Source organism: Shewanella alkalitolerans (assembly GCF_019457575.1).
Classification (GTDB): domain Bacteria; phylum Pseudomonadota; class Gammaproteobacteria; order Enterobacterales; family Shewanellaceae; genus Shewanella; species Shewanella loihica.
In genome coordinates, this window is sequence record NZ_CP080422.1 from 628,897 (window position 1) to 653,664 (window position 24,768).

Sequence of the window (24,768 nt, forward strand, 5' to 3'; positions counted from 1 at the left end):
TATTTTGTGTCTTCTAAAAAAGCAGTATGATACACGGTCTTAAATAAAAAAGCCTGAATTTAGGCAAACACGTATTGATAAGGCAGATATATGGCTGCAGATGAAACAAATCTGATCTGGGTAGATCTGGAGATGACGGGACTAGAGCCCGAGGTCGACAGAATCATTGAGATAGCTACGATTGTGACCGACAAGGAATTGAACATCTTGGCGGAAGGGCCGGTGATTGCCATCCATCAGAGTGAAGATGTGCTTGCGGCGATGGATGACTGGAACCAGAAGCATCACGGTGAGTCGGGTCTGATCGACAGAGTCAGGGCGAGTGACTTCAACGAGCAAGATGCCATCACTCAGACGATTGCCTTCTTATCCGAGCATGTACCAGCCGGTGTATCGCCAATGTGCGGCAACAGCATAGGTCAGGATAGACGTTTCTTGAATCGTTACATGCCGACTTTGGAAGATTATTTCCACTACCGCAACATAGATGTCAGCTCTGTCAAAGAGTTAGTGCGTCGCTGGAAGCCAGAGGTGATGGACGGTTTTAAGAAGCAGGGGACCCATCAGGCACTGGTTGATATCCAGGAGTCGATCGCCGAACTCCAATATTATCGTGAGAAAGTATTTAAAATTTGACCAAACGGTAGAAAATTTTAAATTAGGGGGTTGCAGAGGGGCGAAATTCTCCTATAATGCGGCCTCAACTTTTTACTGGCGTGTGCGCTGGTAAAGATTGAAATGCGACATTAGCTCAGTTGATAAAAGGTGAAAGGCGATACCTTTTGTTGATAATGACAGTTAATTTAGCTCGAAAAAATTTATGCGACATTAGCTCAGTTGGTAGAGCGATACCTTGCCAAGGTATAGGTCATCGGTTCGAACCCGATATGTCGCTCCAAATTACAAAAGTTTGGCTACACCAATATCCAGACTCACAGATTTTGCGACATTAGCTCAGTTGGTAGAGCGATACCTTGCCAAGGTATAGGTCATCGGTTCGAACCCGATATGTCGCTCCAAGTTTATGCGACATTAGCTCAGTTGGTAGAGCGATACCTTGCCAAGGTATAGGTCATCGGTTCGAACCCGATATGTCGCTCCAAATTACAAAAGTTTGGCTACACCAATATCCAGACTCACAGATTTTGCGACATTAGCTCAGTTGGTAGAGCGATACCTTGCCAAGGTATAGGTCATCGGTTCGAACCCGATATGTCGCTCCAAATTTTCTCCCGCTAGTACCAATCATCTAATTCGACATTGCGACATTAGCTCAGTTGACTCTCTGTATAGAGCAAGAGGGCGATACCTTGCCAAGGTATAGGTCGAGTTTTTAGATTTACCGATTCGAACCCGATATGTCGCTCCAAATTTTCTCCCGCTTGTACCAATCATCTAATTCGGCCTTGCGACATTAGCTCAGTTGACTCTCTGTATAGAGCAAAAGGGCGATACCTTGCCAAGGTTAGGCCATCGGTTGTTTGTTTCGAACCCGATATGTCGCTCCAAATTTTCTCCCGCTAGTACCAGCCATCTAATTCGGCATTGCGACATTAGCTCAGTTGACTCTTTGTATAGAGCAAAAAGGCGATACCTTGCCAAGGTTAGGCCATCGGTTGTTTGTTTCGAACCCTATATGTCGCTGCAAATTTTCTCCCGCTAGTACCAATCATCTAATTCGACATTGCGACATTAGCTCAGTTGACTCTGTGTATAGAGCAAAAGGCCGATACCTTGCCAAGTCTTAGATCGAGAAGACATAGGTCGAGTTTTTAGATTTACCGATTCGAACCCGTTATGTCGCGCCAAATTTTCCCCCGCTTGTTTCAGCTTCCTGTTCCCCTTGGTTTGTACCCTGAGAGTCATCTAGTCGTCTTTTTTGGCTGTAATCGATTCCGTGTCATGGCAATTACCCTGATGAATTTTTATTCATTTTCGGACGATTATTTTAGTGAGTCGTTCATGGTCTTTTTTGTCCATAAAGCCCTTAAACTAGCGATTATTGGCCCTTTATCGGCGTGAAGATCACAAAAATGCCATTTGCGTGATGTGAGATAAAATTCTTTAAGCTTGTCTAATGTAGCGACTTCAGAAGTGCGCAAACTATGACATTGTTCAAAAAAAACTGTGCTAATTACTCCCATAATGAAATTAAATCAGTATTAACGCCTAAAACTTGGCATCGATTGGAGAAGGAAAGATGAGATTTCAACAACTTAATGAACAGTTGGCATATGTCTCTAAGTGTCGCTTGGAAATGGCCCGTTTATATGCGCGTTTGCACAGTGCGGTAGACTCGTCTCGCGTGAAATTGATGCTGGAGTATTTGCAACAACATGAGAAAGAAGTTTCTCAGAAGATCGATGACTACATCGAAGAGGCGCCACGCCGTCTGCTGGAACTCTGGTACAACGATATCGTGTTTGAAGACTTCATCAAACGCTGCCAGGAGGTGATTCCTGCGGCCAACATGAACGAAGATGATCTGTTGGAGCTGCACCTGGATCTCGACAACCGTCTGATCGGCTTGTTTGAGAAGACGGCGGAATCCTCTGTACCGGGTGATGTGAAGAACGCACTCAACGATCTGGTGCGTGTCGAGAAGATCCAGCAGCAACGTCTGGTGCACAGCAGCCTGAGAATGGAAGACATATAATCTGAGCTCATTTAAGTTGAGCTTTCTAGCCGGTTGCTAGTGAGAAATTTAATAAAAAGGCGCCTTGGGCGCCTTTTTTTGTTTATGCCAGGACAATTGCAGTTAGGTATTTATAGCTAACTCTTTTTCATTGCTTTTTTATTCTTGCGCTAGAGCAAAATTTTCACTTTCTTGCATCTATATCGCGATTTTTAGCACACCTAGCTCAGTAATTTGACTGACTGATTAGCGAGTTCGATTCAGTTTGATGAAATGTTTTGTTATCGCCTCGTTGGCCTTTTTGTCGCTTAGTCGGCGAATTTATTGTGCCAGATCAAACTTCTTACATTCTCTGGTGTTTAAGCGGAATCTATTGGCGATTAAAAACTCAAATATCGAATATGCTTAGGCTTAGGGTAACCCGCCCCGGTGATGAGTCTTGTTAAGGAGAATCCAGATGTTATTTAGTGACGGGCAGCTACCATCGGCCTTATATACGGCGCAGATGATACGTGATGCCGAAGCGCGCTTGATCGCGTCCGGTGAGACTAACTTGTGCCAATTGATCGACAGCGCCGGACAGTCGGCCTTCGAGTTACTGCAACGAGAGGGCAAGCTCAATAGCAAAATTTTGGTATTGGCGGGTTATGGCAACAATGGCGCCGATGCCTATATCTGCGCCACCCTGCTGCTCGAATCTGGCTGTGATGTCGCCCTCTATGCGGTGGAGCGTCCAGAGCCGGGGGAGGGGATCAGCTACGCCAAGGCGGCCTTCATCGCCGCGGGCGGGCATCAGCTATCTGACTATGAAGAGGCGCTCAAGGAGGTCGAGGTCATCGTCGATGGCCTGCTAGGCACGGGGGTCAAGGGTGAGCTACGCGCCCCCTTTGCCGAGGTGATAGTGGCGATCAATCGTTATTCGCCCTGGATCTTATCCTTAGATGTGCCATCGGGTATCGATGTGGATACCGGCGCCGGTCAGCTAGCGGTAAAGGCCGATGTGACCCTGACCTTTGGCGCGCCGAAACAGGGACTGATCACGGGTAAGGCCAGGGACTGTGTCGGCAGGCTCTGGTTTGCCGATATCGGTTTGCAGGAGTATCTACCTGAGTCTAAGGTGCTTAACATTGCCCACAGACTGACCGATCTTGGATTGCCCGCCAGGGCGCAGAACAGCCACAAGGGGGCCTGCGGCAAGGTGACCGTTATCGGCGGCGATATTGGCATGGCCGGGGCGCCACGTCTGGCCGCCGAGAGCTGTCTGCGGGCGGGTGCCGGATTGGTGGCAGTGATCTCAAGGCCGGAGCATCTTACCGTGGTGAACTCGGGACGACCGGAAATTATGTTCTGGGGCTGCGAGCTGGTAGATATGGAGGTTTACCAACGCTTGGGTTGGGCGGATATTCTGCTGATTGGACCCGGACTGGGTAAACACGACTGGGGCTACAACCTGCTTAAGGCGACAGGCCTGAGCGACAAGCCCTGCGTGATGGACGCCGATGCGCTTAATCTGCTGGCGCTCGAGCCTTCACGCCAAAGCAACTGGGTGTTGACCCCTCACAGTGGTGAAGCCGCCAGGTTGTTGGGGATTAGCATCGCCGAGGTAGAGGCGGATCGCTTCGCCGCCGTCTATGCCTTGCAGGCTAAATATGGCGGCGTGGTGGTACTCAAGGGCGCTGGCACTCTTATCTATGATGGTAAGGTGTGTCATGTGGCGCCGGTGGGAAATCCTGGGCTCGCCAGCGGCGGTAGCGGTGATGTGCTAGGCGGCATCATAGCGGCCTTGATGGCCCAGGGAATGGCTAAGATGGAGGCGGCGAGCGCCGGAGTGGTGGTTCATGGGGCGGCAGCGGATCTGGCCGCGAAAGATGGTGAGCGAGGCATGTTGGCCTGCGATCTGTTTGCTCACATACGCGCCCTGGTCGATAAGATTTAGCCTCAGCATTAAAATACAGTAATGTCTGTTTAGATAAACGCCGGTTTAGGTTAAAGTATCTGGCTCAAAAAAGGATTGTCCTTAATTAGCGATAGATACGATGACACCAGTAAAAGTTTATCTTGAAAATGAAGCAGAAACCGTTAGCTTAGGTCAAAGGCTAGCCAGTGCGATCAAGCCGCCATTGACCCTCTATTTGAGTGGTGAACTGGGGGCGGGGAAAACAACCTTTAGTCGTGGCCTCATTCAGAGCCTGGGACATAAGGGGGCGGTGAAGAGTCCGACCTACACGCTGGTTGAGCCCTATGAGCTAGGTGATATTGATGTGTATCATTTTGATCTATATAGACTAAGTGATCCAGAAGAGCTCGAATTTATGGGGATTCGAGACTACTTTACCGAGTCGAGCCTGTGTATTGTCGAGTGGCCCGATAAGGGCGTCGGCTTACTGCCCGAGGCGGATCTGGCGATCCATATTCAGTATCATCAACAGGGCCGAGAGGTCATGCTGACGGCGCACTCGCGCGCCGGAGAGATTTTGTTAGATAGTTTACATAATAATGATAAGAACTGAGTCACTAATAAAACGCCTATTATTGATTGTCTTGCTATGCATTCCTTCCATTGCCTACAGCGCAAATAAATTGGAAGGTGTACGTATCTGGGCGGCACCAGAATCCACGCGGGTGGTGTTTGATCTGCGTGAGCCGCCAAAATATTCTCACTTCACCCTCACCAGTCCCTACCGTTTGGTGGTGGATCTGACGACCACGGCTACCGGGCTGGATCTCAATAAGATAGAGAACAACAGTAAGCTGGTTAAGCGGGTGCGTATCAGCAAGCCGCCCAATAAAGGCACCCTTAGGCTGGTGATCGATCTGGTTAAGCCTGCCAAGGCTAACCTCTTTGCCCTGTCGCCCACGGCGCCCTACGGCAATCGTCTGGTGGTGGATCTCGAAGGGGGCAACCAGAGTCCTAAGACGGTAAAGGTCGAGCCTGAGCAGAAGCTTAGGGACATCATAGTGGCCATCGATGCCGGCCATGGCGGCGACGATCCCGGCTCCATCGGCCCCTCTGGCACCTATGAGAAGAAGGTGGCGCTACAGATAGCTAAGAAGGTGGAGGCCAAGATCAACGCCACGCCGGGCATGCGCGCCATCATGACACGTTCCGGTGACTACTTTGTCAATCTGAACAAACGCTCGGAGATCGCCCGCAACAGCAAGGCCGACCTGCTGGTGTCGATTCACGCCGACGCCTTTACCTCACCGCAACCACAAGGAGCCTCTGTGTGGGTGCTGTCGATGCGCCGTGCCAACAGTGAGATCGGTCGTTGGTTAGAGCAGAAAGAGAAGCACTCTGAGCTGCTGGGTGGTGCCGGTGAGATTATCCAGAACGCGGATAACGAACAGTATCTGGCCATGACCCTGCTGGACATGTCGATGGACAGATCCATGGCGATCAGCCATAACATCGCCGGTGATGTGCTGGCTAATCTCGGCAAGGTGACTCGCCTGCACAAGCATAAGCCCGAGGCGGCTAGCCTGGCGGTACTCAAGTCGCCGGATATTCCCTCTATCCTGGTGGAGACTGGCTTTATCTCGAACCACAAAGAGGAGCGCCTGTTGACCCAGAGGGATCACCAGAACAATATCGCCAACGCCGTCCACAAAGGCGTGGTGCGCTATTTCGAGAATAACCCTCCGGCCAATACCATGATGGCCAGTAAGAGCGGCATCAAACATAAGGTGACCGCAGGTGAATCATTGTCTGTCATCGCCCACCGTTACCAGGTGTCGGTCGATAGCATCAAGAAGGCCAATAAGCTCAAGTCCAACACCCTCTACATCGGTCAGAAGCTGATCATTCCCCGGGCCTAAGGAGCCAAGATGACCATACGTATTTTGCCTCCTCAACTGGCTAACCAGATTGCCGCCGGGGAGGTGGTAGAGCGTCCTGCCTCTGTGATCAAGGAGTTGGTCGAGAACAGCCTGGATGCCGGAGCGACCCGGGTCGATATCGAAATAGACAAGGGCGGCAGCAAGCTGATTAAGATCACCGACAACGGCTCAGGCATCCCCAAGGAGGAGCTGAGCCTGGCCCTGTCCCGTCATGCCACCTCTAAGCTGGCCTCGTTAGACGACCTCGATGCCATCTTAAGCTTTGGCTTTCGCGGCGAGGCGCTGGCCAGTATCAGTTCGGTATCCCGCCTGACGTTGACCTCCCGCACGCAGGAGCAGAGTGAGGCCTGGCAGGCCTATGCCGAGGGCTCCGAGATGGCGGTCAGGGTTATCCCGGCGGCGCACCCTGTCGGTTCGACGGTCGAGGCGGCGGATCTCTTCTTCAATACCCCGGCCAGACGTCGCTTCTTAAAGAGCGACAAGACAGAATTTACCCATATCGATGAGTGGCTTAAGCGTATCGCTCTGGTTCGCAGCGAGATCCATTTTACCCTCAAGCACAATGGCAAGCAGGTGCGTAATTACCGCCCGGCCAAGACAGAGGCGCAGTATCTGCAGCGCTTGGCGCAGGTCAGCGGCAAGGCCTTCGCCGATAATGCCCTCAGGGTCGATTGTAATCATAATGGCCTTAGCCTCAGCGGCTACATTCAGTCGCCATTTAGCGAGATGGCGGTTGGCGATACCCAATATTTCTATGTAAACGGCCGCCTGGTGCGTGACCGCCTGGTCAATCATGCGGTGCGTCAGGCCTTTGCCCAGCAGCTGCAGGGGGAGCAGGTCGCCTTCGTGCTCATGCTGAACCTGGATCCCCATCAGGTGGATGTTAACGTGCATCCCGCCAAGCATGAGGTGCGCTTCCACGAGAGCCGATATGTGCATGACTTTATCCTGCAGGCGCTGGAATCGGCGCTGCATCAGTCGAGCGAGTTAGCCTTCGAGACCGCTCAGAAAAGTCAGGTAACTGACCAGGATAGTTCTGCATCCTATATTCGTCCGCTACAGACTCAGCAAAGTGACACAGGCTCCAATCAGATTGCCCATGGCGATACCGAAGAAAACGCGGTAGGGCTTGCGAATGAACGCCCAGCCTATGGCGAGCGCGAAGCCGGTCGCCAGGCAGGTGGCCAGAGAGTGCAAGAGACCCAGATGAGCAGCTATGGTGGCGGCCAGTCTGGCGGGCGAGGGCGCAGCTATGCAAGCGCGGAGCTTCCTAGCCAGGCGGCAGTCGATAGTTATGCCCAGTTGATGACCACGCCAGGCGTGTCGAGTCAGGAAAACCAAGCAGATGACAGCCATCTTGCGCCCATGCCTCAGGTGCTCGACGGTCAATATTGGCTCTTAGTCAGGGGAAGTGAGCTGGCGCTATTGAGTCTTAGCTGTGCGGCGCGCGAAGTGACCCGCCGCGAGATTGAAGCCAAGCTGGATGCGGGGCTGATTGGTCAGCCGCTGTTGATGCCTGTGTCGGTCAAGGTGGATGAAGATTGGCAGCAAACCTTGGTCGAAAGAGAGCTTTTGGTTAGAAAATTGGGTTTAGAGCTAACTATTCGCCTCGGCCAGTTGATAATTAAAAAAGTGCCCCCATATCTAAGGCAGAGTCAGCTGGCGAGCGTGATCCCTGAGTTTCTCCAGTGGATTCGCTTCGAAGAGCCGACAATGGAAGCCCTGGTTAACTGGTTGGTGAACCAGTCGGGTGAACAGTTTAATTCGGCGAGTCGACTCTGGGCCGACCTCATGGGGTTAGCCGAGTCGCAGCAGCAAGAAATTTTATCTTTGGCCAAGGTAATGCCTTGGCAAACATGGTTAGGTGAGCAAACGAGTGAATAGCGAGAGTCAGCCGACAATTATCACCCTGATGGGGCCGACGGCGTCGGGTAAGACAGCGCTCGCGATGGCATTGGCCGAGCAGCATAACTGCGAGATCATCTCGGTCGACTCGGCGCTCATCTATCGAGACATGGATATTGGCAGCGCCAAGCCGACCCAGGAAGAGCTTAGCCGGGCGCCCCATCGCTTGATCGATATTCGCGATCCCAGTGAGAGCTATTCGGCGGCGGATTTTCGCAGCGACGCCATCGCTAACATCGAAGCGATCCTCGCCGCGGGCAAGACGCCTCTGCTGGTGGGTGGCACCATGCTCTATTTCAAGGCGCTACTCGAAGGCCTGTCGCCATTGCCATCTGCAGATGAGGGGATTCGGGCCGAGATAGCCAAAGAGGTCGAAGCCAAGGGTTGGCAGGCGCTACATGACGAGCTGCGTCAGATTGACCCTGTATCGGCAGAGCGGATCCACCCGAACGATCCCCAGCGTCTGTCGCGGGCGATCGAGGTATACCGAATTAGCGGCAAGAGTCTGACCGAGTTGACCCAGGTGAAGGCCGATGCCTTGCCCTATAAGGTGGTGCAATTTGGCATAGCGCCGAAAGATCGCAAAGTGCTACACCTTGCTATAGCAGAAAGATTCAAATTGATGTTAAATCAAGGTTTCGTCGAAGAGGTGCAGCGGCTCAAGGCGCGAGAGGATCTGCATCTAGACCTACCTTCGATGAGATGTGTCGGATATCGCCAGGTGTGGCAGTATCTCGATGGGGAATATGACTATGATACTATGGTCGAAAAATCCATAGTTGCGACTAGGCAATTGGCCAAGCGTCAATTAACATGGTTGCGAGGATGGGCTGATCTAAATTGGCTGGAGAGTGGGGATGAATCTAATCTGGCGCGACTATTAGAGCATTGTCGCTAGCTAATTCATTCACTCTATATAATACTAAAACCAAACCAGAAATTGATGCTGTATTAGGTTTTAATTAATTTTAATAAAAAGGAAATTACATAATGGCAAAGGGGCAATCTTTACAAGACCCATTTTTGAACGCATTACGACGTGAACGCGTTCCGGTATCTATCTACCTAGTTAACGGTATCAAGCTTCAGGGACAAGTTGAGTCATTCGATCAGTTTGTTATTTTATTGAAGAACACTGTCAGCCAGATGGTTTATAAGCACGCTATCTCTACCGTGGTGCCTGCGCGTCCATTTAACGTGAGCAGCCATCACAACACGCCTAACCAGGCGGCGGGTTACAATGCATCACATGACGATAGCGCTGAGTAATTTCCTGAGGAGTTCGATTTTTGTTTGAACGCTATGAGGCGGGAGAAGCTGCAGTACTTGTCCATATCGACTTTTCAGATGAAGACAGTAGGGAAGATATTACCGAACTTCGTTTATTGGTCGAATCGGCAGGCGCTGAAACCGTTGGCGTGATCACGGGAAGTCGTCGTTCTCCAGATAGAAAGTATTTTGTTGGTACAGGTAAAGCGGAAGAGTTGGCAGCCATGGTTGCCGCCACTGACGCCAATGTGGTGATTTTTAACCACGCCTTGAGTCCTGCACAAGAGCGTAATCTTGAGCTGATCTGTCAGTGTCGGGTCTTAGACCGTACGACGCTGATTTTGGATATTTTTGCTCAGCGCGCCAGGACCTATGAGGGTAAGTTGCAGGTGGAGCTAGCGCAATTGCGCCACATGTCGACGCGCCTGATTCGTGGTTGGACTCACCTTGAACGGCAAAAAGGTGGTATCGGCCTGCGGGGACCGGGTGAAACCCAGCTGGAAACCGACAGACGTCTGCTGCGTGGTCGCATCAAGACCATCAACAAGCGGCTGGAAAAGGTCGATAAACAGCGTGAACAGAGTCGCCGGGCGAGGCAGCGAAGCGAGCTCGCCACCGTGTCTTTGGTGGGTTACACCAACGCCGGTAAGTCGACCCTATTTAACGCCTTGACCGTCTCCGAGGTCTATGCCGCCGACCAGCTGTTTGCGACACTCGATCCGACCCTGCGTAAGTTAGACTTACAAGACGGTTCGGTCATTTTGGCCGATACGGTCGGTTTCATCAGACACCTTCCCCATGATCTCGTGGCGGCGTTTAAGGCCACCCTGCAGGAAACCCGCGAAGCGGATCTTTTGCTGCATGTGGTCGACAGTGCTGATGAAAACATGGGCGACAATTTTGAACAGGTACAGCTCGTACTCAAAGAGATTGGTGCCGAAGAGATTCCACAGTTGATCGTCTGTAACAAGATAGATCTGTTGGAAGATGTGGGACCTAAGATCGACTATGACGGCGATGGGGTCCCTATACGTGTTTGGGTTTCGGCCCAGCAGAGTCTAGGCTTGGATTTGCTCGAAAAGGCCATCAACCAGTTGGTTGGACGGGCCATATTGGAGCTTACCTTGCGAATTCCGGCGACGGCCGGGCATTATCTTGGTCAGTTTTATCGACTGGATGTGATACAGCAGAAAGAGTATGACGATCTGGGGAACTGTATCTTGTCTGTTCGTTTGTTGGAGGCCGACTGGCACCGATTAGCGAAGCAGAGCCAAGGGGAGTTGGAAACCTTTATTGTTGAAACCGCAGCAATAGAGTAGTTTTTAGTAATCTCGTTTATTTCATACACCTATGGAGTGCTAAATGGCTTGGAACGAGCCCGGTAACAAGGGTCAAGACCCTTGGGGAAACAAGAACGGCAATGACAAGGGGCCGCCAGATCTCGACGAAGTATTTAAGAATATTTCGAAGCGTTTTGGGGGTAAAGGAAATGGCGCTGGCGGTGGATTCAGCGCGCTAGGTTTTATCATTGTATTAGGCATCGCCGTTGTCGTATGGGGCCTGTCAGGTTTCTATACGGTGAAAGAAGCCGAAAAGGGTGTGGCGCTACGCTTTGGCAAGTATATTGGCCAAGTGGAGCCGGGCCTACAGTGGAAGGCGACCTTCATCGATGAAGTCTTCCCGGTGAACGTGAGCAACGTTCGCTCAATTCCAGCCTCGGGCAGCATGCTCACCGCCGACGAGAACGTCGTCCTAGTGGAGCTGGATGTACAGTATATTGTGGTCGATGCCTATCGTTACCTGTTTAGCGCGGTCGATGCCAATTCGAGCCTGCGTGAGGCTACCGATAGCGCGCTGCGTTATGTGGTGGGCCACAACAAGATGGACGATATCTTGACCACAGGTCGTGATCAGATCCGTCGTGACACCTGGGAAGAGGTCGAGCGCATCATCAAGCCTTATAACCTGGGCATAGAGATCCGCGACGTGAACTTCTTGCCGGCTCGTCCGCCGGAAGAGGTGAAAGACGCCTTCGATGACGCTATCGCTGCACAGGAAGATGAGCAGCGTTTCATTCGTGAAGCCGAAGCTTATTCTCGTGAAGTTGAGCCTAAGGCTCGCGGTACGGTGCAGCGCATGGAGCAGCAGGCGAACGCCTATAAAGAGCGTGAGATCCTAGAGGCTCGCGGTAAGGTGGCTCGCTTCGAGAAGCTGTTGCCTGAATATAAGGCGGCGCCAGAAGTGACGCGTGATCGTCTCTACATCGATGCCATGTCTAATGTCCTCTCGGGTACCAACAAGGTGCTGGTGGATTCGAAGGCGGGCAACAACATGATGTATCTGCCACTGGATAAGTTAATGGAGCAGCGTCCACAGACCAAGACCAGCAAGCCTGTCGAGGTGGACTCGGTCAATGACTCAGTTAACAGCATAGTAAATAGTGTTGGCATGCCGTTAGATGGAAGGCCTTCTCGTAGCGACCGCACTCGCCAGGGGAGAAACTAATCATGGGTAGATTATCTGTTATTATTGCGGCCATCTTAGTCGCTATGGGTCTATCGTCCCTGATGGTGGTCAACGAGGGTGAACGCGCTATCGTGTCGCGCTTTGGTAAGATCATCAAAGATGAGGGTGTAACCCGCATCTATAAGCCGGGTCTGCATATTAAGTTGCCGGTGATCGATAAGATCAAGTATCTCGACTCTCGCATCCAGACCATGGATGGCGCGGCGGATCGCTTCGTGACCTCAGAGAAGAAAGACTTGATGGTCGATTCTTACGTGAAGTGGCGCATCAAAGATCACGAGAAGTACTATCTCGCGACCAATGGTGGTAATAAGGTTCAGGCGGAGTCTCTGCTTCAGCGTAAGATCAACAACGACCTGCGTACCGAGTTTGGTCGTCGCACCATTAAGGATATCGTCTCGGGTAGCCGCGATGAACTGCAACAGGATGCGCTGCGAAACGCCTCTGATAGCGCCCAGGATCTGGGTATCGAGGTGGTCGACGTGCGTGTTAAGCAGATCAACCTGCCTGCCAACGTGAGCTCTAGCATCTACCAGCGTATGCGCGCCGAGCGTACCGCTGTGGCTAAAGAGCACCGCGCTCAGGGTAAGGAGCAGTCTGAGATCATTCGCGCCAAGACTGATGCCAGCGTGACCATTCAGATCGCAGAAGCCGAGCGTAAGGCGTTGCAGGTGCGTGGTGAGGGTGATGCCATCGCCGCTAAGATCTACGCCGATGCTTATAAGAAGGACCCTGAGTTCTTCTCTTTCCTGCGTAGTCTTGAGGCTTATCAGGCGAGTTTCGGTAACGGCTCTAACGTTATGGTGCTCGAGCCGGAAGGTGATTTCTTCAAGTATATGAAGAGCGCAGACGCGAAATAGTTCTCATTGAGGATTATTGAGATTAAAGCCCGACGAGTTCGGGCTTTTTTATCGCTTATTTCTGCAAGTTACTAATTTAGTTTTGATTGTTATTCTCGTTTACCATTTTATCAGGTAAAATCCTGACAGTTTTATCCCGCTCTTGCTGCACATTTTCTTCTAGAATGAGCAATTTCCTAACATAGTTAACTTTGTGCTTTGTTTTACTATGATCTGCTTCTAATTTTTGGCTATAATGAGCCCCGCCTCAAATTTGATTTTTGCGCTTTGGGGTAAAACCCCAATTTCAAAAATTTTTAAAACAAAAATTCCAACACTCTCTGGAGATAAGTGGATGAGCAATGCGCCAGTCGATACCGGACGTCGCAGATTCCTGACCGCAGCAACCGCCGTAGTGGGTGGTGCTGGTGCCGTCGCTGTAGCGGTTCCTTTTATAAAGTCGTGGAATCCGAGTGCCAAAGCGAAAGCTGCAGGTGCGCCGGTAGAAGTAAATATTAGTAAGTTAGAGCCGGGTCAGCTGATCCGTGTTGAATGGCGTGGAAAGCCTGTATGGGTTGTCCGCCGCACTGAAGAGATCTTAAAGGGTCTTGCTACTCACGATGATAAGTTGCGCGATCCAGCGTCTAACGAAGAGCAACAACCTGCCTACGCGCAGAACGCCGTTCGCTCAATCAAGCCTGAGTACTTTATTGCCGTTGGTCTGTGTACGCACTTAGGTTGTTCTCCAACGTATCTGCCTGATACATTCGGTGAACAGGTTGAAGGCGTCGCTTCTGGTTTCTTCTGCCCATGTCATGGCTCTAAGTTTGATATGGCTGGTCGTGTATTCCAGGGTGTTCCAGCGCCGTTGAACCTAGTTGTTCCACCTCATCAATACATTGATGACGGCAACGTGATCATCGGTGTCGACCAGGGGGCTGCATAATGGTTAAGAATATTATCGATTGGATTGATGCGCGCATCCCTATGACGGCGACCTACAACCGTCACGTAGGTCAATATGCGACGCCGACCAACTTCAACTTCTGGTACTTCTTTGGCTCGCTAGCCATGCTAGTACTGGTTAACCAGCTGCTGACCGGTATCTGGTTGACCATGAACTATGTACCAACCGCAGAAGGTGCCTTCGCCTCTATCGAATACATCATGCGTGATGTCGAGTATGGCTGGTTGCTGCGTTACATGCACTCAACCGGTGCATCGGCCTTCTTTGTGGTGGTTTATCTGCACATGTTCCGTGGTCTGATCTACGGTTCTTATCAGAAGCCTCGTGAGCTGCTGTGGCTGTTCGGTATGTTGATCTTCCTCGTACTGATGGCTGAAGCTTTCATGGGTTACCTACTTCCTTGGGGACAGATGTCTTACTGGGGCGCACAGGTAATTATCTCTCTGTTTGGTGCTATCCCTGTTATCGGTGACGACCTGACACTATGGATTCGTGGTGACTTCGTGGTTTCTGGTGCGACACTGAACCGTTTCTTCGCGCTACACGTTATCGCGCTGCCATTGGTGCTTGTGGTTCTGGTGTTCCTACACCTGATCGCTCTGCACGAAGTGGGTTCTAACAACCCAGACGGTATCGAGATCAAGAAGAACAAAGATGAGAATGGCTGGCCGAAAGACGGTATCCCATTCCACCCTTACTACACAGTAAAAGATATCATGGGCGTCGCTGGCTTCCTGATCGTCTTCTGCTACGTATTGTTCTTCATGCCTGAAGGCGGTGGATACTTCCTCGAGAAGCCAAACTTCGAAGCGGCTAACCCGATGAAGACACCTGAGCACATTGCGCCAGTTTGGTACTTCACACCATTCTACGCCATCCTACGTGCGATTCCTGACAAGCTGTTAGGGGTTGTGGGTATGGGGCTAGCGATTGCCGTACTCTTCGTTCTACCTTGGTTAGATCGTTGTAAGGTTAAGTCAATCCGCTACCGTAGCATGATTCATAAGCTGAACATTGGTCAGTTTGCCGTATCTTTCGTTATCTTAGGCTACCTGGGTGCCGTACCTGCGACGCCAACGCTGACAATCGCTGCGCGCGTCTTCACTCTGACATACTTCGGTTTCTTCTTAGCGCTGTGGTTATACAGTAAGAATGAGAAAACTAAGCCTGTACCAGAGAGGTTGACCCACTAATGAAAAAATTACTGATTGCATTAGTTACATTAGTACCATCTCTTGCGTTTGCTGCAGGTGGTGCCCATGTTCATCTAGAAAGTGCTAACGTCGACCTGAAAGACAAAGAGTCACTGCAACGTGGTCTGGATACTTTCCAGCACTACTGCTCAGGCTGTCACAGTACTCAGTACCAGCGTTACAACCGTGTAGCAGAAGACCTGGGTATCTCAGTTGACGATATGCGTAACAAGTATATGCTCAACGGCGATGCCAAAGTCGGCGACCTGATGGAAAATGCGATTCCTGAAGTCGACGCGGCGAAATGGTTCGGTGCAGCGCCACCGGATCTAACTCTGGTTGCACGTGTACGTGGCGAAGACTGGATCTACACCTACCTGAAGAGCTTCTACAAAGATGAGACTCGTCCATTTGGTGTAAACAACACTGTCTTCCCGTCAGTGGCTATGCCGCACGTACTGCAAGAGCTGCAAGGTCTGCAGGTTAAGCAAGAAGACGGTAGCTTCGTTGCTACTGGTGGAAAGCTGACTGCCGAAGAATATGATCAAGTCGTTCGTGACATCACAGGCTTCCTGGTTTACTCAGGCGAGCCGGTAAAACTTGAGCGTGAAAGCTTAGGTTGGTGGGTAATGGGCTTCCTGTTTATTTTCTTTATTGTGGCCTACCTCTTGAAGAAAGAGTACTGGAAAGATGTACACTAACCCCCAATAGAGGTTAGAATATATTATCCGCATATTATAAACGGGGGGCTTTGCCCCTCGTTTGTTTTTGCTTTTTTAGCTTTCATATTTAAATCTTGGAGGGTATCAATGGCTGTTGCTGCCAATAAACGCTCAATCATGACCCTGTTTTCAGGCGCCGACGATCTCTATAGCCATCAAGTCCGTATCGTCTTGGCGGAAAAGGGAGTGACTGTCGATGTTCTGCAGGTGGATCCTAGCGATATGCCTGAAGATCTTATTGAGCTAAACCCATACAACACAGTGCCAACTTTGGTTGACCGTGAGTTGGTGCTTTATAACTCACGCATCATTATGGAATACCTGGATGAGCGTTTCCCGCATCCACCTCTGATGCCTGTCTACCCGGTTTCCCGTGGCCAGACGCGTCTGATGATGCACCGTATCGAAAACGACTGGTATAGCCTGGTCGATCGCATTCGTAAGGGTGACCGTGCCGATGAGGCGCGTAAAGAGCTTCAGGAGAGCCTGACCTCTATTGCCCCTATCTTCAACGAGATGCCTTACTTCATGGCCGAAGAGTTTGGTCTGGCCGACTGTTACCTAGGCCCACTATTGTGGCGTCTGCCTGTACTGGGCATCGAGCTGGACAGCCGTACCGCCAAGGAAGTTAAAGCCTACATGACACGTCTATTTGACCGTGACTCATTCAAGGCGTCTTTGACCGAGGCTGAGCGCGAAATGCGCATGGGTATCTAAGATGAAACCTATGACCCCTAACCGTCCTTACCTGTTACAGGCCTATTACGACTGGCTCATGGATAACGAGCTGACCCCTCATGTGGTGGTCGACGCTTATGTGCCCGGTACCCAAGTACCGCAGCAGTATGTGAAAGATGGACAGATAGTGCTTAATATTACCGCCAGTGCCGTGGGTAATTTGCAGATAGGTCATGACTTCATCGAGTTTAATGCCCGCTTCGGCGGCGTACCGCAACAGGTGGTACTGCCTATGGCCTCTATCGTCGCCATCTACGCCAGAGAAAATGGCGCTGGCACAGTTTTCGATCAGGAAGAAGCCTATCAGCTCGAGGCCGATGCCCGCGACTTGGGCCTCTCAGTGGTCGATGAGCCTAAGACAGAAGAACCGGCTGTGGCCGAAGCTTCTGCCGAGAATGATAAGCCGAAACGTCGCGGTCATCTCACCCTGGTGAAATAACCGGCGCGAACGAGAAAAAACCAGCTTAGGCTGGTTTTTTTGTGCCCGAGAAAAGGCAGGCATGGGTGAGGGCATAGCAGGAGGTAGGCCCGAGGCGTCAGTAGAATGGATGATCCCGCCTGGACTCTGTGTTAGCATCTGCGCCAGAAAAATGCGGCGTAACTCACACCCGCAACTCACCCCCAATATACACGAGCACTCTATTCATGATCCTGATGATCGACAATTACGACTCCTTTACCTTCAACCTGGTGCAGTATTTTCAGCAGCTGGGGGAGGAGATTGTCGTCAGGCGTAACGATGAGCTTAGCCTCGCCGACATCCAGGCTTTAGCGCCGACCAGGTTGGTGATCTCACCCGGTCCCTGTTCGCCTAACGAGGCGGGTATCTCCCTCGAGGCCATTAAGGCCTTCGCCGGTAAGCTGCCCATATTGGGGGTCTGTCTCGGCCACCAGGCGATCGCCCAGGCCTTCGGGGCACAGGTGGTGCGTGCCAAGCGGGTGATGCATGGCAAGACCAGCGCTATCGCTCATACTGGCAAAGGCCTGTTTACCGGGCTGAGTCAACCGCTCACCGTCACCCGTTATCACTCCCTCCTGGTCGAGCAGTTGCCTAAGGACTTTACCCTGGATGCTTGGTTCGATGACCCGGTTCACGGCCGGGAGATCATGGCCATGAGTCGGCCCGAGCTTGGCCTGTTTGGCGTGCAGTTTCATCCCGAATCTATCCTGACCGAGCAGGGACTCGAACTGCTGGCAAATTTCGTCAAGCAGAGCATTCCTTCCAGTAACTAAAAGGGTGCTCGAGCCTAGTGCCGCGATCGAATTAGGCCAATTCTTTTTCAAACTGTTACAAGTTTTATCCCGCCCACATCCTCGTCCGCCCCCCATTTTGTGATATAAAAGGCAGCAAAATAACAAGGCTGGGGCTTTGCCTCGGCGACATAAATAATAAGGAAGGACGATGACGGGCGCGTTTCGTGGATTTGGTCTCAGCATTTTGACCCTCACCATCTTGGGGGGCTGTGCAGCCACCCCTTCAAGCGATACTCAACAGACTCAGGTAACGACTCAGGCAAGCACTCAGGTGGCGTTAGCCACGCCGCCAAGCGTGGAGCAGCCGCTGACCCTCAAACAGATCATGGCCAATCCAGATTGGATGGGTATCCTGGCTAAGGGCGAATATTGGAGTGACGACAGCCAGTCGGTTTACTTTGCCCGTCAGGCCCATCAATCGCCGCTACTGGACTACTATCAACAGCCACTCGTCTCGGGTGAGGCCGCCAAGCTAGCGCTTGATGCCCTGCATCAGGCGGATCAACAGTATGGCGTGATGGACGAGGCTCGCAGCCGCAAGGCCTATATTTATCAGGGCAACCTGTTCGTTAAAGATCTGCTCAGCGGCAAGGTGTCGCAGCTGACCCGTCAAAACACTAAGGTGGACGGGGTGCGTTTCCTCACCAATGGCGATATCGCCTACTGGCAGGGTGAGCAGGTGTTCCGCATTCACGGCGACAGTGGCCTGTATGAACAGATCGCCAACATCAAGATGGCCAAGCAGCCCAAAGGGGTCGAGGCGCCTAGCAGCTATATCGCCAAGCAGCAGCATAGACTGATTGAATATGTCGCCCTCAAGCAGAACCAGGCGAAAGAGAAAGAGCAATATCAGGCGGAGCTGGCCAAGCAAGATCCTACCATGACGGCCAAGACCTGGTATCTGGGCGAGGAGGAAATCGTCTCCCAGATGAGCCTGTCACCGGACGGTCGCTACCTGCTACTGTCACTGGTGGACAAGAACTACAGCTGGCGCGCCGAGCATGACATCATGCCTAACTATCTGGGTAGCCAAGGTTATGTGGATGCCGTACCTGCAAGGGCGCGTGTGGCCGAAGATAAGTATCCCGGCGAGCGTCTGGTGCTCTTGGATCTCGAGCAGCATGAGAAGCGTGACATCACCATCGAAGGCCTGACCGGCTTCGATGAAGACGTGCTGGCCTCGGTAAAGGCTGAAAATGCCAAAGCCAAGGGCGAGACCTATAAGAGCGAGAAGGCACCGCGTAAGGTGCAGCTGATGCAGGACTGGGGCTGGACCCAGAGCGCCATGCAGTGGCAGGCCAAGGACAACAAGGTCGCCATCATGCTCGAAGCGGTGGACAACAAAGACAGATGGATTGCCACCCTCAACCTCAAGTCGGGCTCACTGAAGACAGAGCACAGGCTGCACGACGATGCCTGGGTTAACTACAACTTCAACCAGTTCGGCTGGTTGCCACAGAGCGATACCCTCTATTACCTCTCGGAAGAGACGGGCTATTCCCACCTTTACCTCAAGGCGAGCGGCGCTAAGCCAAAGGCCTTGACCAAGGGTAAGTATGTGGTCAGCGATATCACCCTAGGCCCCAAGGCCGAGTATATCTACTACAAGGCCAACAAGGACCATCCAGGCATAGACAACGTATATCGCGTCAACATTGCCGATGGCCAGAGCGAGCAGCTCACCCAGTGGGATGGCCAGCTGGATTACAGCCTGAGCCCAGATGGCAGCAAGCTGCTGCTCAAGGCCTCTCGTCGTACTCAGCCGAGCGAACTCTACGTGCAGGCGATCGGCGGTGAACTTAAGCAGCTGACCCACTACACCTCGGATGCCTTCAAGCAATATGCTTGGCAGGCCCCAGAGGTGGTTAAGGTGCCATCTAGCCATGGTGCGGGCGATGTCTATGCCAGAGTCTATCTGCCACAGGGCTTTGATAAGGCGCGGGCCGAGAAATACCCTGCGGTGATCTTCAACCATGGCGCCGGTTATCTGCAAAATGCTCACTATGGTTTCTCTGGTTACTTCCGCGAGTTTATGTTCCACAATCTGCTGACTCAGCAGGGCTATGTGGTGATGGACATGGACTATCGTGGCTCTAAAGGCTATGGCCGCGATTGGCGTACGGCGATCTATCGCAACATGGGCCATCCAGAGGTGGAAGATCTGAAGGATGGCGTTAACTGGATGGTGGCCAATACCCATGTGGATGTTAAGCGCGTCGGCACCTACGGTGGCTCTTACGGTGGCTTCCTCACCTTCATGGCGCTGTTTACCGAGCCAGAGCTGTTCCAGGCCGGTGCAGCGCTGCGCCCCGTGAGCGACTGGGCCCACTATAACGCGCCATACACCTCTAACATTCTCAACACGCCGGATGTGGACGCTATCGCCTATGAGCGCAGCTCGCCCATCGAGCACGCACAGGGACTGCAGAAGCCGCTGTTGGTGATGAGTGGTGTGCTGGACGATAACGTCTTCTTCCAGGACAGCGTGCGTCTGGTGCAGCGCCTGATCGAGCTGGAGAAGCCTATGTTTGAGACTGCCATCTATCCGGTCGAGCCCCACGGCTTCCGTCAGCCTTCGAGCTGGTTAGATGAATACCGCCGCATCTTCAAGTTGTTCGAGCAAGAGCTTAAATAACCGACCAGGGCCTCATACGAGGCCCTTTTTATTGCAAGGGGATCTGCCAAGTGCGTGATTTGGTGTAATATAAGCCTAATGCGCTCAATTAGCTGAGGAGAACGGCTTAGGTGGCAAAGTCCATTGCCGGTGGTGTCCGTCCGGGCATCATCATAGATATCGAACACAGGCTTCTGAAACAGATCATCGTGGGTAAGCAGAAGGCCGCGGCCTCCATGTTTGATGACTTAGACCGTGAACTGGAAAACGATGCCAATAAGCTCGCCATCGAGCGCGACGCCGTGTTCGAGCGCCTCTCCAAGCAGATCCAGGCCCGGCAGGTGTACGAGGCGGTATCCAAGCAGCTGATCACTACGGTCAACAGCACCCTGGACAATCAACTGGCGTCTCCCGAACTCTTGATTCAGCATGCCGGCATCAATCAGAGTCAGATGTTGATGCTGGAGCTGCTACAGCAGAAGAACCTGGATCTGAGTCGGTTGCGCCTGCTTATAGCCGATCTGCCCTGGCTGGCGCGGGATCTCACCAACATGGTCAACAGTCCTTCGTTTCGTCATAAGCGACAGCAGCGCTCGGATGTGAAGGTTACCGAGATAAAGCTGGTGCTCAACTTCATCGGTGTCGAAAACCTCAGGCTGCTGATCCCCTATTACTGCTTGCGTAACTGGCTGCCAACCGGGCATGCCAATCTGCTTTGGACCACACGTAAGCTGTGGCGTTACGCCATGGTTACCGGTATCGCGGCCAAGGCGCTGGCGCAGCTAAACGAGCAGGACATGGCCACCGCCTACACCAGTAGCCTGCTCTATCAGCTGGGGGTCTCGGTAGTGCTGAAAAATGGCGCCAAGGTCTACGAGAGCATCTGGGGTAACTGGCTTAGGGAAGCCAGCGCCAGTCGCGATAAGGAGCTGCATGACGCCGTGCTGGCCACAGAATTTCCCGCCGAGGATATCTACCAGCAGGTGCTGCAACATGCCCATACTCTCAACTGGCGTCTGCCTGAGCTGCTGGACTTCTCCGCCAGCGGACTGACCCAGACCCAGAGGGAGCTGGATACCTGTCTCAGCTATAGTGAGTTGTCGACCGAGGCGGCTCTGGTCGCCCGGGCCAGCTGTTATGCCAAGGTGTTGATGCTCGATGAGATGCGGCTGATCTCGCCTAAAGAGAAGCAGATGATGTTCGACTATTATCAGCTCTCTGAGCAGGAGCAGATCCGCCTCAAGGGACAGAACTATCGCAAGCTAGACCTTTATTAGAGCTCTGCTAGCACATCGCGTGCTGGCCTATAGCGCTTCGCGTTAGCCCTTAGCCCGTAAAGCGCAGCTTCTCCCAAGGCGCCCAAAACTCAGCTTAACAGTGGCGCCTTCTCCTTACCCTTCGCTATGTATCCCATTGATAGTGATGACATCATTCACCTTGCAGGCCGCGTCTGTCAGGTCACTCCCATCCAACTAATAAAGAGTGGAAACGGCGGTGTACAATAGGGCAGTGAGAATGAACTGTTTTACTGATGCTTTTTAGTGTTATTTGCTGTGGAAATGTTTTACTATCCACGCCACGTCAAAATGTGACTATATATTCATAAAAATTACATTATTAGTTGAATTTTGGGTCGATAAACTTTTTTCTGACTATTTATGCTCAAGCCTAGGTTATAAACGCTTGTATAACCTTTAAGCTCAAATCTTTATGCATTTGTTATGCACATGCTAAGAAGGCTCGACTGGAGGAACTGGTATTTTGATCACGTTTTCGCTATTAATGTCCCCCTAGATAACAAAATAACCGTCACCGATAGGCGTCGCTTTTTGGAAAAAGACGGGTACGACAGGCGATTGAAGCCTTCGGCAACATTGAAAGGATGAGTAGAATGAGCGTGAACCATAAGCTAACCCGAGCCCAGTTTGATGAAGTAATGGTGCCTAATTATGCACCTTCGGCTGTGATCCCTGTCCGTGGTGAGGGTAGCCGTGTTTGGGACCAGGAAGGCAACGAGTTTGTCGACTTCGCCGGCGGTATCGCGGTGAACTGTCTTGGTCATTGTCATCCTGCGCTAGTGGGCGCACTGAAAGAGCAGGGCGAGAAGATCTGGCACCTGGCCAACGTGATGACTAACGAGCCTGCACTGGCACTGGCTACCAAGCTGGTTGAGGCCACTTTCGCCGAGAAGGTTTATTTTGCTAACTCAGGTGCAGAAGCCAACGAAGCGGCCCTTAAGCTGGCCCGTCGTTATGCTCTGGATAAATTTGGCGCCGAGAAGGATCAGATCATCGCCTTCGATAAGGCCTTCCACGGTCGTACCTTCTTCACCGTGAGCGTGGGTGGCCAGGCGGCCTACTCAGACGGTTTTGGTCCTAAGCCACAGTCTATTACCCACCTACCATTTAACGACATCGCGGCGCTGGAAGCCGAAGTGTCTGACAAGACTTGTGCCATCATGCTCGAGCCACTACAGGGCGAAGGCGGCATCATAGACGCCGATCCTGAGTTCCTGCGCGCCGTGCGTGCCCTGGCAGACAAGCACAACGCCCTGGTGATCTTCGATGAAGTTCAGACTGGTGTGGGCCGTCTTGGTGAGCTTTATGCCTACATGCGCACCGAAGTGACGCCTGACATCCTCACCACAGCCAAGGCGCTGGGTGGTGGTTTCCCTATCGCGGCCATGCTGACGACTACTGAGATCGCCTCTCACCTCAAGATTGGTACCCATGGTTCAACCTACGGCGGTAACCCATTGGCCTGTGCAATCGGTAATGCGGTACTGGATGTCGTGAACACGCCTGAGGTGCTCGATGGTGTTAAACGTCGCGAGCAGCTGCTACGTGATGGTCTGAATCAGATCAACGAAAAGTACCATGTGTTCACCGAGGTTCGCGGTCAAGGTCTGCTGCTGGGCGCCGTGCTCAACGAGCAGTACCAGGGTCGTTCGAAAGATTTCTTGGTTGCCGGTACCAGTGAAGGCCTGATGTGCCTGATTGCCGGTCCAAACGTGATCCGCTTTACTCCTTCTCTTGTTATCCCTGAGGCCGATATCGCCGAGGGTCTTGCTCGTTTCGAACGTGCAGTAGCCAAGGTTGTAGCTGGCTAAGCGACAGCATAAGCGCGGCATAACAACCGCGCTTTTTTGTCTGAGAGAAAACCTTGAACCTCAAGCGTGGCATATAGGTCTTAATTGTTAAGGCTGTCTGCGTTTGAACGACAAGGACAAGTGAGGAGACCCGAAGATGTTAATTATCCGCCCCATACGATCGAGCGATTTCGATGCCTTGTATCAGATCGCCATCGAGTCAGGTCATGGATTCACGTCTTTACCCGTCAATGAAGAACTATTAAGAAATAAGATTGCCCGCGTCGAGGCCTCGTTCGTTAAAGAGATCGAGAAGCCCTTCGACGAAGGCTATCTTATGGTACTGGAAGACACAGAAACTGGCGAAGTGGTCGGTACCTGTGGACTCGAGGCCGCGGTCGGCATGGTCGATGCGTTTTACCACTACCGTCTGGGCACTGAGGTCTACTACTCTGAGCAGATCGACGTGCGCAACGAGGTGGAAACCCTGACCCTGTGTCACGACTACACGGGCGCCGCCGAGCTATGTACCCTGTTTCTGCGTGACACCTACCGTAAGAACAACAACGGGCGCATGCTGTCTCGCAGCCGTTTCCTGTTTCTGGCACAGCACGCCGAACGCTTCGGCGACACAGTGATCGCCGAGATGCGCGGCGAGAGCGACGCCGAGGGCAACTCGCCTTTCTACGGCTGGCTGCAGAAGAACTTCCTCGGTATCGACTTTGTACAGGCCGACTACCTATCGGGCTTGGGCCAGAAGGCCTTCATGGCCGAGATGATGCCGAAAAACAGCGTCTATGTCTGTCTGCTGCCCGAAGAGGCGCAGAAGGTGATCGGCGAGGTGCACACCAACACTCGTCCGGCGCTTAATCTGCTGCAGGCAGAGGGCTTTAGATGCCGTGGCTATGTGGATATCTTCGATGGCGGTCCAACGGTCGAGTGTAATCTTAACGATATTCGTTCGGTGAGAGAGAGCCGTCTGCTGACGGTCAAGGTGGGCGAGATGCCTGTCTCGCGCAGCAGTTTTATTATCTCAAATACTTTGTTAGCGGGTTACCGCGCCACCTCGGCCAACTTGATGGTCAGCGATGAAACCGACGAGGTGATCCTGTCACCTGAGCTCGCCGGTGCGCTGCTGGTGGCCGAAGGTGAACAGATCCGTGTCTTGGCAATGTAGGAAT

At 52.3% G+C, this 24,768-nt stretch carries 21 protein-coding genes and 8 tRNA genes; all 29 read left to right on the forward strand.

Annotated features, from left to right (window positions below; genetic code table 11):
* The first annotated feature begins 90 nt into the window (after positions 1-90).
* The 29 genes from orn (at position 91) to astA (ending at position 24,764) form a co-directional block, all read left to right on the forward strand.
* Positions 91-636, forward strand: coding sequence for an oligoribonuclease (orn, locus tag K0J45_RS02825; RefSeq protein WP_220044165.1), 546 nt, complete (start codon positions 91-93; stop codon positions 634-636).
* A gap of 186 nt (positions 637-822) precedes the next feature.
* Positions 823-898: transfer RNA gene (locus tag K0J45_RS02830), tRNA-Gly, on the forward strand.
* A 45-nt stretch (positions 899-943) separates the two neighbouring features.
* Positions 944-1,019, forward strand: a tRNA-Gly gene (locus tag K0J45_RS02835).
* A gap of 7 nt (positions 1,020-1,026) precedes the next feature.
* Positions 1,027-1,102 (forward strand) — tRNA-Gly (locus K0J45_RS02840).
* A 45-nt stretch (positions 1,103-1,147) separates the two neighbouring features.
* Positions 1,148-1,223: transfer RNA gene (locus tag K0J45_RS02845), tRNA-Gly, on the forward strand.
* Between the two features lie 39 nt (positions 1,224-1,262).
* Positions 1,263-1,369, forward strand: a tRNA-Gly gene (locus K0J45_RS02850).
* 39 nt (positions 1,370-1,408) lie between these two features.
* Positions 1,409-1,508 (forward strand) — tRNA-Gly (locus K0J45_RS02855).
* A gap of 39 nt (positions 1,509-1,547) precedes the next feature.
* Positions 1,548-1,644, forward strand: a tRNA-Gly gene (locus K0J45_RS02860).
* A gap of 42 nt (positions 1,645-1,686) precedes the next feature.
* Positions 1,687-1,808 (forward strand) — tRNA-OTHER (locus tag K0J45_RS02865).
* A 392-nt stretch (positions 1,809-2,200) separates the two neighbouring features.
* A complete protein-coding gene (locus K0J45_RS02870) occupies positions 2,201-2,656 on the forward strand; it encodes a hypothetical protein (protein WP_011864366.1) in 456 nt (151 codons plus the stop codon).
* Positions 2,657-3,092: 436 nt separating this feature from the next.
* Complete coding sequence (locus tag K0J45_RS02875; RefSeq protein WP_220044166.1) at positions 3,093-4,571, forward strand: NAD(P)H-hydrate dehydratase; 1,479 nt, start codon at positions 3,093-3,095, stop codon at positions 4,569-4,571.
* Between the two features lie 100 nt (positions 4,572-4,671).
* On the forward strand, positions 4,672-5,145 hold the full coding sequence (gene tsaE / locus K0J45_RS02880; protein WP_011864368.1) for a tRNA (adenosine(37)-N6)-threonylcarbamoyltransferase complex ATPase subunit type 1 TsaE: 474 nt from the start codon (positions 4,672-4,674) through the stop codon (positions 5,143-5,145).
* Positions 5,132-6,451: an N-acetylmuramoyl-L-alanine amidase gene (locus K0J45_RS02885; protein ID WP_220044167.1), complete on the forward strand. Its 1,320-nt coding sequence runs from the start codon at positions 5,132-5,134 to the stop codon at positions 6,449-6,451. The genes tsaE and K0J45_RS02885 overlap by 14 nt, the downstream gene beginning before the upstream one ends.
* A gap of 9 nt (positions 6,452-6,460) precedes the next feature.
* Positions 6,461-8,356 carry a DNA mismatch repair endonuclease MutL gene (gene mutL, locus K0J45_RS02890; RefSeq protein WP_220044168.1) on the forward strand — a complete coding sequence of 632 codons (1,896 nt, stop codon included), beginning with the start codon at positions 6,461-6,463 and terminating at the stop codon, positions 8,354-8,356.
* Entirely contained in the window at positions 8,349-9,275 is a 927-nt protein-coding gene (gene miaA / locus K0J45_RS02895; RefSeq protein ID WP_220044169.1) for a tRNA (adenosine(37)-N6)-dimethylallyltransferase MiaA, read from the forward strand. Before mutL ends, miaA begins: the two co-directional genes overlap by 8 nt.
* Before the next feature lie 92 nt (positions 9,276-9,367).
* Positions 9,368-9,646: an RNA chaperone Hfq gene (gene hfq / locus K0J45_RS02900; protein ID WP_011864372.1), complete on the forward strand. Its 279-nt coding sequence runs from the start codon at positions 9,368-9,370 to the stop codon at positions 9,644-9,646.
* A 20-nt stretch (positions 9,647-9,666) separates the two neighbouring features.
* Positions 9,667-10,965, forward strand: coding sequence for a ribosome rescue GTPase HflX (hflX, locus tag K0J45_RS02905; protein ID WP_011864373.1), 1,299 nt, complete (start codon positions 9,667-9,669; stop codon positions 10,963-10,965).
* A gap of 43 nt (positions 10,966-11,008) precedes the next feature.
* Positions 11,009-12,151: an FtsH protease activity modulator HflK gene (hflK, locus tag K0J45_RS02910; protein WP_220044170.1), complete on the forward strand. Its 1,143-nt coding sequence runs from the start codon at positions 11,009-11,011 to the stop codon at positions 12,149-12,151.
* 2 nt (positions 12,152-12,153) lie between these two features.
* A complete protein-coding gene (hflC, locus tag K0J45_RS02915; protein WP_011864375.1) occupies positions 12,154-13,032 on the forward strand; it encodes a protease modulator HflC in 879 nt (292 codons plus the stop codon).
* 334 nt (positions 13,033-13,366) lie between these two features.
* Positions 13,367-13,957, forward strand: a complete 591-nt coding sequence (petA, locus tag K0J45_RS02920; RefSeq protein ID WP_011864376.1) for a ubiquinol-cytochrome c reductase iron-sulfur subunit — start codon at positions 13,367-13,369, stop codon at positions 13,955-13,957.
* Entirely contained in the window at positions 13,957-15,171 is a 1,215-nt protein-coding gene (locus K0J45_RS02925; protein ID WP_011864377.1) for a cytochrome b, read from the forward strand. The genes petA and K0J45_RS02925 overlap by 1 nt, the downstream gene beginning before the upstream one ends.
* Positions 15,171-15,872, forward strand: a complete 702-nt coding sequence (locus K0J45_RS02930) for a cytochrome c1 (RefSeq protein ID WP_011864378.1) — start codon at positions 15,171-15,173, stop codon at positions 15,870-15,872. The genes K0J45_RS02925 and K0J45_RS02930 overlap by 1 nt, the downstream gene beginning before the upstream one ends.
* A 108-nt stretch (positions 15,873-15,980) precedes the next feature.
* Complete coding sequence (gene sspA, locus K0J45_RS02935) at positions 15,981-16,610, forward strand: stringent starvation protein SspA (protein WP_011864379.1); 630 nt, start codon at positions 15,981-15,983, stop codon at positions 16,608-16,610.
* Position 16,611: 1 nt separating this feature from the next.
* Positions 16,612-17,070: a ClpXP protease specificity-enhancing factor gene (locus K0J45_RS02940; RefSeq protein WP_220044171.1), complete on the forward strand. Its 459-nt coding sequence runs from the start codon at positions 16,612-16,614 to the stop codon at positions 17,068-17,070.
* Between the two features lie 206 nt (positions 17,071-17,276).
* A complete protein-coding gene (locus K0J45_RS02945) occupies positions 17,277-17,864 on the forward strand; it encodes an aminodeoxychorismate/anthranilate synthase component II (RefSeq protein ID WP_220044172.1) in 588 nt (195 codons plus the stop codon).
* Between the two features lie 169 nt (positions 17,865-18,033).
* Entirely contained in the window at positions 18,034-20,520 is a 2,487-nt protein-coding gene (locus K0J45_RS02950; protein WP_220044173.1) for a S9 family peptidase, read from the forward strand.
* Between the two features lie 110 nt (positions 20,521-20,630).
* A complete protein-coding gene (locus K0J45_RS02955) occupies positions 20,631-21,776 on the forward strand; it encodes an HDOD domain-containing protein (protein WP_220044174.1) in 1,146 nt (381 codons plus the stop codon).
* A 614-nt stretch (positions 21,777-22,390) separates the two neighbouring features.
* Positions 22,391-23,608, forward strand: a complete 1,218-nt coding sequence (locus tag K0J45_RS02960; protein WP_011864384.1) for an aspartate aminotransferase family protein — start codon at positions 22,391-22,393, stop codon at positions 23,606-23,608.
* Between the two features lie 136 nt (positions 23,609-23,744).
* A complete protein-coding gene (gene astA / locus K0J45_RS02965; RefSeq protein WP_220044175.1) occupies positions 23,745-24,764 on the forward strand; it encodes an arginine N-succinyltransferase in 1,020 nt (339 codons plus the stop codon).
* Positions 24,765-24,768: the final 4 nt, after the last annotated feature.

Bases quoted from the DNA above. Each gene is read 5' to 3' on its own strand.
- orn (WP_220044165.1), top strand. From the start codon at position 91: ATGGCTGCAGATGAAACAAATCTGATCTGGGTAGATCTGGAGATGACG.
- K0J45_RS02870 (WP_011864366.1), top strand. From the start codon at position 2,201: ATGAGATTTCAACAACTTAATGAACAGTTGGCATATGTCTCTAAGTGT.
- K0J45_RS02875 (WP_220044166.1), top strand. From the start codon at position 3,093: ATGTTATTTAGTGACGGGCAGCTACCATCGGCCTTATATACGGCGCAG.
- tsaE (WP_011864368.1), top strand. From the start codon at position 4,672: ATGACACCAGTAAAAGTTTATCTTGAAAATGAAGCAGAAACCGTTAGC.
- K0J45_RS02885 (WP_220044167.1), top strand. From the start codon at position 5,132: ATGATAAGAACTGAGTCACTAATAAAACGCCTATTATTGATTGTCTTG.
- mutL (WP_220044168.1), top strand. From the start codon at position 6,461: ATGACCATACGTATTTTGCCTCCTCAACTGGCTAACCAGATTGCCGCC.
- hfq (WP_011864372.1), top strand. From the start codon at position 9,368: ATGGCAAAGGGGCAATCTTTACAAGACCCATTTTTGAACGCATTACGA.
- hflK (WP_220044170.1), top strand. From the start codon at position 11,009: ATGGCTTGGAACGAGCCCGGTAACAAGGGTCAAGACCCTTGGGGAAAC.
- hflC (WP_011864375.1), top strand. From the start codon at position 12,154: ATGGGTAGATTATCTGTTATTATTGCGGCCATCTTAGTCGCTATGGGT.
- petA (WP_011864376.1), top strand. From the start codon at position 13,367: ATGAGCAATGCGCCAGTCGATACCGGACGTCGCAGATTCCTGACCGCA.
- K0J45_RS02925 (WP_011864377.1), top strand. From the start codon at position 13,957: ATGGTTAAGAATATTATCGATTGGATTGATGCGCGCATCCCTATGACG.
- K0J45_RS02930 (WP_011864378.1), top strand. From the start codon at position 15,171: ATGAAAAAATTACTGATTGCATTAGTTACATTAGTACCATCTCTTGCG.
- sspA (WP_011864379.1), top strand. From the start codon at position 15,981: ATGGCTGTTGCTGCCAATAAACGCTCAATCATGACCCTGTTTTCAGGC.
- K0J45_RS02940 (WP_220044171.1), top strand. From the start codon at position 16,612: ATGAAACCTATGACCCCTAACCGTCCTTACCTGTTACAGGCCTATTAC.
- K0J45_RS02945 (WP_220044172.1), top strand. From the start codon at position 17,277: ATGATCCTGATGATCGACAATTACGACTCCTTTACCTTCAACCTGGTG.
- K0J45_RS02950 (WP_220044173.1), top strand. From the start codon at position 18,034: ATGACGGGCGCGTTTCGTGGATTTGGTCTCAGCATTTTGACCCTCACC.
- K0J45_RS02960 (WP_011864384.1), top strand. From the start codon at position 22,391: ATGAGCGTGAACCATAAGCTAACCCGAGCCCAGTTTGATGAAGTAATG.
- astA (WP_220044175.1), top strand. From the start codon at position 23,745: ATGTTAATTATCCGCCCCATACGATCGAGCGATTTCGATGCCTTGTAT.